Annotated in this window: 7 protein-coding genes; 4 read left to right on the top strand and 3 right to left on the bottom strand. The window is 67.2% G+C overall.

From position 1 onward, the window contains the following. Window positions 1-46 precede the first annotated feature (46 nt). Window positions 47-2,377 (bottom strand): hypothetical protein, encoded by a 2,331-nt coding sequence (locus MA09_RS07590; protein WP_200883041.1) that lies wholly within the window; start codon window positions 2,375-2,377, stop codon window positions 47-49. Between the two features lie 166 nt (window positions 2,378-2,543). On the opposite strand from MA09_RS07590, the gene pelA reads away from it, so the two are divergent. Genes pelA through MA09_RS07570 form a run of 4 tightly spaced genes read left to right on the top strand, consistent with a single transcriptional unit; the run spans window position 2,544 to window position 9,700 of the window. Beyond that, window positions 2,544-3,911, top strand: coding sequence for a pectate lyase (gene pelA, locus MA09_RS07585; protein ID WP_051933262.1), 1,368 nt, complete (start codon window positions 2,544-2,546; stop codon window positions 3,909-3,911). Window positions 3,912-3,944: 33 nt separating this feature from the next. After that, complete coding sequence (locus MA09_RS07580; RefSeq protein ID WP_081897470.1) at window positions 3,945-5,360, top strand: glycoside hydrolase family 105 protein; 1,416 nt, start codon at window positions 3,945-3,947, stop codon at window positions 5,358-5,360. Beyond that, on the top strand, window positions 5,357-6,727 hold the full coding sequence (locus MA09_RS07575) for an oligogalacturonate lyase family protein (RefSeq protein ID WP_036246706.1): 1,371 nt from the start codon (window positions 5,357-5,359) through the stop codon (window positions 6,725-6,727). Before MA09_RS07580 ends, MA09_RS07575 begins: the two co-directional genes overlap by 4 nt. Before the next feature lie 15 nt (window positions 6,728-6,742). Continuing rightward, window positions 6,743-9,700 (top strand): TonB-dependent receptor, encoded by a 2,958-nt coding sequence (locus MA09_RS07570; protein WP_036246705.1) that lies wholly within the window; start codon window positions 6,743-6,745, stop codon window positions 9,698-9,700. 61 nt (window positions 9,701-9,761) lie between these two features. On the opposite strand, the gene MA09_RS24820 is transcribed toward MA09_RS07570, so the two are convergent. Continuing rightward, the gene (locus tag MA09_RS24820; RefSeq protein ID WP_161783205.1) at window positions 9,762-9,905 is read right to left on the bottom strand and encodes a hypothetical protein; all 144 of its coding nucleotides are present in this window, start codon (window positions 9,903-9,905) and stop codon (window positions 9,762-9,764) included. Window positions 9,906-10,082: 177 nt separating this feature from the next. Next, window positions 10,083-11,699, bottom strand: a complete 1,617-nt coding sequence (locus MA09_RS07565) for an NAD(P)/FAD-dependent oxidoreductase (protein WP_036246704.1) — start codon at window positions 11,697-11,699, stop codon at window positions 10,083-10,085. Window positions 11,700-11,768: the final 69 nt, after the last annotated feature.

Here is an 11,768-nt window from a genome sequence, read left to right as displayed (position 1 = left end):
CTGGAAGACGATTCACACCCAGCCTCGAAGCCGCCCACCCTACGCGTCACAGCGAAGGCAGGACACCTTCGACCTTTACCTTCCACCCGGTTTTCGGGAAGCCCGGCGCGCCGCCGGCCTGCCCGTCCCAGCCGGCCGCCATCAGCGCCACCGCCAGCAGCAGGCCGCCGTTCGACGGGAAGTAGGTTTCGGCCGCGCGCTGGTAGCCCGGACCGTCCGGGCCGGCGCCGTTCTCGACCCTTGCGCCTGCCCCGGTCGCGGTCGGCACGAAGTGGGCAGCGTGGGCGTCCAGGTGCACGCGCGGGGTCATGCCGGTCTTGCCGAACTGGTTGTTCCTGGCATCGAAGAACAGCCAGCCGACGGCTTCCTCCGGCGCGCCCAGCCGGGCGGCGGTCATGGCCATCATCGGATAGTCCCAGCCCCAGGTCTGGCGCAGGTCCCAGTCGCGCTTCATCCGGTCCAGCGTCCGGCGCATGGTCGCCCGGTCGACATCCCGGCCCGGCAGCCAGCCGAGCGGCATCAGGAAGGACATGTGGTCGCGGTTCTGGCAGCCGTCGTCCAGCGCGTTCGCGCGGCAGCTGCCGGCGGCATTGTCCCAGAAGGCCGGCACGGAGCGCACCGGCAGGTACAGGCCATCCTTCTGCGGCAGCGCCGGCCACTTCGCCAGCAGCGCGTCCCAGTCGGCACGGCGTCCCTTGCCGGCGCGCTCGCGCCAGGACTGGGCCGTCTCGATGCCCCAGCGGTAATAGGCGAGCTCGAAGGCCGGGTCGAAGGTGCTGAGGGGCGCGAAGTTCTCCTGCACCGGGATGATGGGCGGGCCTAGGCGGACCTTGCCGCTTGCCGCATCAAGCTGCGGAAACGAGGCCAGCAGGTCGGCGGTCTCCTCGACCAGTTCGCCGTAGGTCTTCAGTACGCGCGCGCCTCCGCCCGCGCGCCACAAGAGCTCGCTCATGTAGATCGGGTGCGGCTGCTGCCACATGATGAAGGGCGAGACCTTGGAGGGGCTGTCGACGCCATCCGGGCCTATCATCTTGGGCCACCATGCGCCCTTGACGCCCTGCTCCGCCGCCCTTGCCTTGGCTTTCGGGAGGAAGCCGACATACCAGCCAAGGCTGCGTTCCAGCAGCTGGGGCCGGCCCCACAGGGCAAAATGCGCCGCGTGCCAGGGGTGCATCTCGAGGTGCGACTTGCCGTTCCAGCTGTTCGAGAACAAGCCCTCTTCCTGCGGCGCGAAGCTGCCGGCAGCGTTCACCGCCATCAGGTACTGTGACAGGATTACGCGGCGCTCGAGTTCCGCCGCACGCGTATCGAGGGAACCCGAGAAATCGACCATGCCTCCCTGGGTCCAATAGCCGGTCCAGTGACGCGCCACAGCTGCGGCGCCGGCCGCCGGTGTCGGCAGCGTGGCGCCGGCTCGTTCCGAGAACTGCAGCATGACGCTCAGGGAGGCAGCTTTCGTCGCGACGCGGTAGGCATGCGGGCCGGCCAGCTCGATCGTCGCGCCCGGCGCCCCGATGGCCGCCTGATAAGTCGTCGTATCGATCTGCCGCCGCAGGCGCAGTTCCCCCGCCTTGCGCGACAGCTCGGTGGTCGCGTGCGCACCGGGATTGCTCCAGTCCGAGGGGTCGGGATTGAGGGTCTTCGAGACCCCGGGGAAGCGCACCGCCACGCCCAGGCGCCCCTGCGCCAGCAGCGCGGAACTCAGCTCGGCCATGACCGTATCCTGGTCCGGCAGCACACGAGTGACCACGGTGACCGGCACGCCGTCGTACACGAAGCGGCTGGTGAGGGTGCCGGTCCACAAGTCGAGCGTTTGCCGCGTGTCGCGGATGTCTTCGAAGCGGGCAGGCGAACCGTCGCGGGCGCGCAGGTCGAGCGCCAGGCGGCCCAGCGAGAAGCGGTGCGGGTTCTCGCGGATCCAGGCGACCGCCGGGTTCTTTGCCGCGTCGGCCCAGTCCTTGATGTAGCCGTAGCGGCGGGGATAGCCGGCTACCGCGATCTCCACCTGGGTGTCGCGGACCGTATGCCCGTCCGGGTTCGGGAAGCTGTGCCAGGCCCATTGCGCCTCGGTCAGCAGCGGGGCGATCTTGCTGTACGGCTCAGTGAAAGTCTGCAGCCCGGTGATGTCGGCGGTGAAGCCGATGTTCCCGTTGCCCAGCATGAGCGGCGCGTGCGGGTCGACCTGCGTCAGGACCGGATTGTGCCGCCGCACGAGCGCCTTGCGATCGATCCGGTCTGCCGCGAGCGTGAAACCAGGGACCGCGAGCGCCGCGCCGGTGGCGGCCGTGGCGAGCATCATGCGGCGGCGGGAAAACAGAATCGGACCCATGGCGGTGAACTCCCCTTCGTTGAATGGCGTGGCGGGAAATTCAACCATACGCAGCGCCAAAAAGCGACGCATTCCATGCCCGGCGCTCCCATTCAATCATCCGCTTGCGCGTTTTTGGTTTTTACCGATCCGGCCTGAGGAAACCGCCTCGTCAACAGTCATAGTCTTTACGGGACAGCGCAGTCCCGATAACACCAACGATGATGGAGACAGCATGAACACTACCAAGAGGACGGCCCTGCTCGGCGCCGTCTGTCTCGCGCTCGCCGCATCCGCCACGCCCGCTTACGCCGCGGTCATCGGCACCAACACGCCCGCGCTTGACGTCAGCCTGGAACGGCTCAATGAGCTGCCGGCGGCGCAGCGTGCTGCCTGGGTCGAGTACATCGCCCGCTCGCAGAAGCAGCGCCAGTACGACCGCGACACCCTGGCCGCCGAGCTGAAGCCGGGCGAAACCGCCCCGCCGGCGCCGACCGCCGGCAGCGGCAAGATGCCGCTCGACAAAGACGCCGCCTGGTACGGTACGCCCGAGGCGCGCGCCATCGCCGACACCATCGTCAGCTTCCAGACCCCCTCCGGAGGCTGGAGCAAGAACCAGGACCGCACCAAGCCGCCGCGCCTGCGCGGGCAGCGCTATGCCAACGACGCCGAGACCATGGTCGCCGACCCGACCAACTTCGACGTGCCGCAGGACCGCTTCTGGACCTTCGTCGGCACCCTCGACAACGGCGCCACCACCACCGAGATGCGTTTCCTGGGCCGGGTGCAGGCGCAAATCCCCGGCAAGGAAGGCGACGCCTACCGCGCCAGCATCGCCAAGGCCATCCAGTACCTCCTGATGGCGCAATACCCGAACGGCGGCTGGCCGCAGAACTACCCGCTCGAAGGCGGCTTCCACGACGGGATCACCTTCAACGACAACGCCGTTGCCGAAGCCGCCATGATCCTGGAAGACATCGCCGAGGGGCACTCGGACTTCGCCTTCGTGCCCCAGGCGCTGCGCCAGCAGGCCGGCGCCGCCAGCGCTCGCGCGGTGCGGCCCATCCTCGACGCCCAGGTGGTCGTGAACGGCAGGAAGACGGTCTGGCCGCAGCAGGCCGATGCCATCACCCTCAAGCCGATCTCCGCGCGCAACTACGAGATGCGCTCGCTGGCCAGCGCCGAGAGCGCGGAAGTGCTGATGTTCCTGATGCGCCAGCCCGGGCAGACGCCCGAGATCCGGGCCGCGATCGAAGCCGGCATCGCCTGGCTGAAGGCGAGCGCCATCTACGGCAAGGCCTTCACCAAGCTGAGCGAGGAAGAGGGCCGCAAGCTGGTCGACCGTCCGGGCGCCGGACCGATCTGGTCCCGCAATTACGACATCCAGACCGGCAAGCCGATCTTCGGCGACCGCGACAAGTCGATCCACGACGACGTCAATTTCATCTCGAAGGGGCGCCGCAACGGCTATTCCTGGTACACCAACGCGCCGCAGAAGGCGCTCGACGCTTATGCCGAATGGTCGCGCACAGGGAAGCTCAGCGCAGGCGCGCGCGGCGCCGCCGCACTTGAAAGCGCACAAAACGTTACCGGCAAGCCCTGAACCGCCATGCCACAACTTCCAGGATATTCATTCATGTGCTACCCCCCATTACGCAAGACCGCCCTGCTGGGCGCCTTCTGCAGCCTGCTGGCCCTGCCCTCGACGGCGGCCGAGCCGTCCCAGGTGGCCGGCATCGAAGCCAGCTGGCTCACGCCGCCGCCCCGCCCCGACCTGAACTTCGCGCCCGACCGGCTGCCCGCGCGCGCCTCAGTGCTCCCGGTGCTCGACTATGTCGCCATGTCGCAGATCGCCGACATGAGCCGCCGGCCGATCCAGCTGGCCACCGGTTCGAACCTGTCCGAAATCTCGTCCAACTGGGTGGCGGCTACCTTCTATGTGGGTGCGGCCCGGCTGGCGCGGGTCTCGCAGAACCGGGAGATCCTGCGCTTCCTGACCGCCGTCGGCGAGCACTACAATTACTCGCTGCGTGGCGCACGCTCGGAACGCACCCTGCTCAATGCCGACGAGGTGGCCATCGGCGACCTGTACCAGGAGCTCTACACCCGGCGCGGCCAGCGCGGCGTGCTCATGCCGCTGCAGCAGCGCCTCGACTTCAGCCTCCCGCACCTGAACCGCCCGCAGGAGACCAAGGCCCTGGTCTGGTGGTGGTGCGACGCCCTGTTCATGGCGCCGCCGGTGCTGGCCCGCCAGGCCAGCCTGAGCGGCAATCCGGCTTACCTGGCGGCGATGGACAAGGAATGGCGCCGCGTCGCGGCCCGCCTCTGGGTTGAACAGGACCGCCTGTTCCTGCGCGACGAGCGCTTCAAGGACGGGAGCCACCTGGGCGCCGGCGGGAAATCGGTCTACTGGGCGCGCGGGAACGGCTGGGTGATGGGGGGCCTCGCGCGCACGCTCGAGTACATGCCGGCCAATTTCGAAGGGCGCGCCTTCTACGTCGACATCTTCCGCAAGATGGCCAGCCGCGTCATCGAACTGCAGCAGCCGGACGGCCTGTGGCGCAGCGACCTGAACGACCCGAAGAGTTTCCCGGAACCGGAGACCTCGGGCTCCGGCTTCTTCGTATATGCGCTGGCCTGGGGCATCAACCATGGGCTGCTGGACCGCGGCACCTACCTGCCTGCCGTGACCCGCGGCTGGGCGGCGCTGAACCGCCATATCCTGCCGAATGGCCTGGTCGGCGCGGCCCAGAAGACGGGCGACCGTCCGGTGCCGACCAAACCGGACGACGTCGGCCCTTATGCCACCGGTGCCTACCTGCTGGCCGGCCTGGAAGTGATGGACCTGCACGGCCCGGTGCAAGCGCTGCCCGAGCCTGCCCAGCCCAGGGACGACGAGACCACCATCGCCGCCACCACGCCGACGCCGCCACCGCCGAAGACCATCGTCGGCGAAGCCGAAAAGGCCCGCCGCGAGCAGGAGGTGCGCGCCTCGCGGGTGCTGGCCTACGACCCGGCCACGCTGGAAGCACCCGCAGGGAGCGGCAAATGAGCGCCCCGACCAGCCGCCGCGCCGTCCTCAAAGGCCTGTGGGGCGCTTCCGCCCTGCTCCCCTTGGGGATCTCCTCCGCCCAGGCCCAGGGGCCTGCGCCTGCCGCCCCCAAACCCTTCACCGGGCCCGTCCCGAAGGAATGGACCGATCCCAGGACCGGGCGCCGCATCGTGCGCATTTCGGAAGAAGCCGGTTCGGGCGTGCTGTACTTCTATCGCCATGCCTTTACCCCTGAGGGCGACGTCATGGTGATCAAGTCGCCGTCCGGCATCACCGGCGTGCGCCTGAAGGACTGGAACAGGACGCTGCTGGTGCCGGGCCGCGAGAACGACCTGCTGTTCATGCTGCGCACCACACGCGAGGCCGTGTATTCGGTGACTGATCCGGGCCCGGGCGAAGCGGCCGACCGTCCGAAAACCATCTACGCCGTCCATGTCGACACAAAAAAGGTACGCCGGCTGGCACGCATCGCTGCCGGCGGCGTCACCGCCTCGAATGCCGACGACAGCCTGCTGCTCGGCCAGGTCGCCTATGGAGCCAAACCGCTGCAGCCGAAAGACCCGGCCAGCGTCGCGAAGTTCGGCAATACCGAATATGCCGCCCTCGGCCCGGACGGCAAGCCGCTGAATTTCGCCAAGGCCAAGGGTGTGCGCATGCTGGAGCGCTGGTCGGCGCGGGTGCCGGCGGAACTGTTCACCATCGACCTGCGCAGTGGCGAGCGGAAAGTGCTGTACAAGACCGAGGAATGGATCGGCCACGCCCAGTTCTCGCCGACCGATCCGAATCTGATCCGCTTCTGCATGGAGGGGCCGTGGCACCGCGTCGACCGCATCAAGCTGGTCCAGGCGGACGGCAGCGGCCTGCGCAGCGCCCATACCCGCACCATGAACTTCGAGATCTGGGGCCACGAGTTCTTCAGCCATGACGGCAAGTGGCTGTGGTACGACCTGCAGACCCCGCGCGGCCAGGTGTTCTGGATCGCGGGCCTGGAGCTCGCCACCGGCCGGCGCATCTGGAAGCGCATGGAGGCGAACGACTGGGGTGTACACTTCAACATCGCGCCGGACAACAAGACCTTCGCCAGCGACGGAGGCGATGTGGACATGGTGGCGCACGCCGCTGACGGCAAGTGGATTTCGCTGCTGCAGGCGGAAGACATCGTCGACGCCGACCGCCCCTCTTACGACGACAAGCTGATCACGGTCGAGAAATTCAAGTCGACACGGCTGGTCGACCTCTCAAACCATGATTACCGGTTGGAGCCGAACCTGCGCTTCACGCCGGACGGCAAATGGCTGGTCTTCGCGTCCAACATGCACGGCGCCCAGCACGTGTACGCGGTCGACGCGACACTGGCCAATTCATAAGAACCAGGAGGAGACATGGATGCAACCGTAACACCCGGCCGGGTGCGCCGTATCGCCCTGGCCGCGGCCACCCTCGCCGCCGCGGCCCACGCACAGGCCCAGACCCAGACTGCCAACACGGAGCCTGCGGCCGAGAACACCGTCGTCGTCACCGGTTTTCGCGAAAGCCTGAACAGCGCGCTGAACATCAAGAAGAATTCCGACGGCATCATCGACATCATCAAGGCCGAGGACATCGGCAAGTTCCCGGACGCGAACCTGGCCGAGTCGATGCAGCGCGTGCCCGGCGTGTCGGTGGCCCAGGGCGATGGCGGCGAAGGCAAGCAGATCACCGTGCGAGGGCTGAACGCCGGCTTCACCCGGGTGCGCATCAACGGCATCGAAGGCACCACCGCCACGGGCGCCTCCGACATCAACGGCAGCACCAACCGCGGCCGCGCCTTCGACTTCAGCGTCTTCTCGGCCGAACTGTTCAACAGCCTGGCCGTGCGCAAGACGTCCGAAGCGAGCGTGGAAGAAGGTTCGCTCGGCGCCACCGTCGACCTGCGCACCGCCCGCCCCTTCGACTTCAAGGACCGGACGGTGAGCTTCGGCGCCGAGGGGCTGTACAACACGGTCTCGGAAAAAGCCCAGCCGCGCCTGACCGCCCTGTACTCGAACCGCTGGGATACCGGCATCGGCAAAGTCGGCGCCCTGGTCTCGGTGGCCTACGCCAAGCGCGCCGCGATCGAGGAAGGCTACGAGGCCGTGGACATCGTCGCTTCGACCGTCAACGGCGGCTTCTGCTCGCCGGTCGGCGCCGCCACCCAGTACCCGGCCAACAATCCCGCCAAGGGCATTGACGCGCGCAACTGCGGCTTCGGGGTGCCGCGCTCGGGCGACCTGGGCGTCTACAACGGCATCCTCGGGCGGCGCGACGACTTCGGCGGCACGGTGGCCAACCCGCTGGCCGGCTCCGGCGCCTTCCATCCGCGCATTCCGCGCTACCGCCGCTCGCAGACCGACTACGAACGCGCCGGCCTCACCGGCACCCTGCAATGGCGCCCGGACCGCGACACCGAGCTTAATCTCGACCTGATGGGCGGCCGCTACAGTAACAAGCGCTACGACAACTACATCCAGGCGATCTCCTTCGGGCGCGACATGGTCGAAAACGGCAAGGGCCAGACCTCGATCGTGGACGCGCGCTTCGACGACAAGGGCAGCTGGACCTACGGCAAGTTCAACGGGGTCGACATCCGCAGCGAGGGCCTGCTCGACGTCTACACCACCCTGTTCCGCCAGGGCGTGCTGTCGGCGCGGCGCGAGATCGGCGAGCGCCTCACGGTGGATGCCATGGTCGGCGTATCCGACTCGCGCCTGAACAACCCGCAGCGCACCACGGTGCAGATCGACGCACCCAACGTCAACGGCTTTGCCTGGGACTTCTCGAAAGGGGGACTGCCGGTGCTGGACTTCGGCATGGATGTCTCCGACCCGAACCGCTTCTCCTTCGGCCCGCAGGATGCCGACGGCACCGTGCACGGCAACTTCGTCGGCCGCTACCTGCGTACCTCGAACCGACTGAAGACCAGCGCGGTGAACCTGAGCTACCAGCTGAGCGACAATTTCACCGTGCGTACCGGCCTGTCGGCGCGCCGCAACAGCTGGTTCAACTACGAGGTTCCCTCGGGCGGCATCCCGACCAAGGGACTGCCAGCTGGCGTGAGCCTGGCCAGCCTCACGCGCCAGCTCCCCGGCTTCGACGGCGCGCCCGCCTCCTGGACCGCCATCGACCTCGACAAGTTCCTGAGCGTCTACAACATCGAATGCCACTGCGGCGAGGTGCCGCTGTCGGAATACGTGCTGGCGAGCCAGGTGAAGCGCCAGGTCGACGAGAGCATCGATGCGCTCTACCTGTCGGGCGACTTCAAGTTCGATGCCTGGGGCATTCCGCTGCGCGGCAATGTGGGCGTGCGCGGCGCCGATACCTCGACGCGCGCCATGCAGCTGATTCGTGACCCGGCCGGACAGCTGGTGCCGCGCGTGGTCGATCATTCCTACCGCGACTGGCTGCCGGCCTTTAACATCACGGCCACGCTGCCGAAAGATCTCTTGGTGCGCTTCTCGGCCAGCAAGAACCTGTCGCGCGCAGAGTACGTCGACCTGTCACCCTCGGCCTCGATCAACATGACCGCGCAGTCGGTCTCGGTCGGCAACCCGACCCTCGACCCGATCCGCGCCAATACCTTCGACCTGCAGGCCGAGTGGTACTACGCGAAGAACGCGATGATCTCGGTGGGGTACTTCCACAAGGACATCAAGACCTTCATCCAGCGTACCAACGAGTTGATGCCCTACACGGAGACGGGCCTGTCGAACGCCTACCTGACCGCCACCGGCTGCTCGATCACCGGCGGCACCCCGGCATGCGCCATCCAGCCCGACACCCAGGTGAGCGTCAGCCGCATGGTGAACACGAAGGGGGGACCGCTGGACGGCGTGGAAGTAAACTGGCAGCTGCCGTTTACCTTCCTGCCGGGCTTCTGGAGCAATTTCGGCGCGCTGGCTAATTACACCCACGTGAAGTCGCGCATCACCTACATCACGCGGGTGGACAACCCGCGTACACCGGCCAACGAGCAGCTGACCCAGGAAGCCAACTTCATCGGCCTGTCGCCGGATGCCTACAACCTGACGGTGTATTACGAGGACAAGAAGTTCAGCGCACGCGTCTCCGCGACGCACCGCTCGAGTTTCATCCGCGACGTACTGCGCAATGCGAACGGCAGCGACCATTCCTTCGCCGTGCCGATGACGCGCGTGGGTCTGTCGATGTCGTACAACGTGACGCCGCATCTGCGGGTGTCGTTCGAGGCGCAGAACCTGACCGACGAGCCGCTACGCTACGGCAAGGACACGGAGCGCGACGATACGCTCCTGTACGGGAAGTCCGGGCGGACCTATGTGCTGGGGGCGAACTACAAGTTCTGAAGCTTTCATCACTGCGTGCGAACGCAGTCTCCTTTGGTGCGCCCCGCGGGGCGCACTTTTTTTACAGGTAGCGGTAGCCGATGTCGCTGTACGGGGCGCCCGACAGTTCCATGGCGCGGCGCAGGAAAGCGCCGAGGCGGCGGACCAGGTAGCCGAAGGCGTCGGATGCGTCCGGACGGGTGGCGTTGATGGCGATGGTGTTCATGCTGGTTCCTTATTCATCGTGCGTTTAGCGATGGTGACAGCTTAGGCCAGCATGAGATATATATCCAATTTAGTTTTTACATCTCAACGATAAATATTCATAATATCTCAACATCACAGCCCTTGTTCTCCCGAATGCAAGGTATTCGCCGGGCTTATATGAGTGAGCTGATCGGGCCTAGGCCACGTGGTGCATCCGGCGGCCCCGCGCGAAATCACGCAGCACCTCGCGCGCCGCGTTGTGGCCCGGGGCGCCGGTCACCCCGCCGCCGGGATGGGTACCCGACCCGCAGGTGTACAGGCCGGCAACCGGGCCGCGGTAATCGGCATACCCCAGCATCGGACGCGCCGCGAACAGCTGGTCGAGGCCCAGCGCGCCGTGGAAGATATCGCCTCCCACCAGGCCGAAGGTGCGCTCCAGGTCCAGCGGACTCATGATCTGCCGGCCGAGCACCGCGCGCTTGAAGTTGGGCGCGTAGCGGTCGACGGTATCGACCATCAGGTCGGCCACCTCCTCGCGGTGCGCGTCCCAGCTCGCGCCGTCGGGCAGCTGGGGCGCCACATGCTGGCAGAACAGGCTGGCCACATGCTGACCCTCGGGCGCGAGGGTCGGATCGAGCGTGGATGGGATCAGGATTTCGATGATGGGTTCGCGCGACCAGCCGTGGGTGCGGGCGTCGAGATAGGCGCGCTCCATGTACTGCAGGCTCGGCGCGATGATGATGCCGCTGCCGTGGTGCTCGGCTGCTGCCGTGCCGGGCAGGCAGCTGAAGCTCGGCAGTTCCGACAGCGCCACGTTCATGCGGAAGGTGCCGGAACCGCAGCGCCAGGCCTGCATGCGCCGCAGGAAGTCGTCCGGCAGCGCCGCCGGGTCGACCAGCCGGGTGTACAGCAGGCGCGGATTCAGGTTCGACACGAGCACGCGGGCGTCAAGACGCTCGCCGCCGGCGGTGACCACGCCGCGGGCGCGCCCCTTGTCCAGCAACACCTCCTCCACGGCGCAACCGGTGCGGATCTCCACGCCCAGCGCCTGCGCCGCCTTCGCCATTGCCTGGGTGATGGCGCCCATGCCGCCAATGGCGTGGCCCCAGGCGCCCTTCTTGCCGTTCACCTCGCCGAACACATGGTGCAGCAGCACATAGGCGGAGCCCGGGGTGTAAGGGCTGGCGTAGTTGCCCACCACGCTGTCGAAACCATAGGCCGCCTTGATCGGCGCGCTTTCGAACCAGCCGTCCAGGTAGTCGCCGGCCGATTTGGTGAAGAGGTCGAGCAGCTCGCGCTGGCTGGCCAGGGATAGTCCGCGCATCCGGTTGCCGAGCCTGCCGGCCTTGATGAGCTCGGGCAGTACCGTGAGCCAGCTGCCCTGCACCCGGTTCGGCGGGGTCTGGAGCACCAGGTCGCGCAGCAGGTCGGCCGCGCTGTCGAGGTGGCGGTGGTAGTCCTCGAGGCGGTCCGCATCGCGCTGCGAGAACCTGGCCACTTCCAGCGCAGTCTTGCCGGCGCCCAGTTTCAGGTAGCGCGTGTCGTCGAGGGGAAGGAAGTTCGAGAGGGGCCGCTCGACGACACGCAGGCCATGCGCGGCCAGGTTCATGTCCTTGACGACCTTGGGGTTGAGCAGCGACACCGTGTACGCGGCCACCGAGTTGCGGAAACCGGGGTGGAATTCTTCGGTGACCGCGGCGCCGCCGACGACCGCGCGCCGCTCCAGCACGGTCACCTTCAGGCCGGCACGGGCCAGGTAGAAGGCACATACCAGGCCATTGTGGCCGCCCCCGATGATGATCGCGTCGCGCATCTGGTGTCTCCTCGGATAACACGAGCATTATGTCCCAAGGATCCGGTGAGTGCACCTGACAGGAATGCA

This window comes from Massilia sp. BSC265, assembly GCF_000740675.1.
Classification (GTDB): Bacteria; Pseudomonadota; Gammaproteobacteria; order Burkholderiales; family Burkholderiaceae_D; genus Telluria.
Note: the sequence above shows the minus strand (reverse complement) of the source record. Positions and strands in the feature narration are given on the sequence as shown.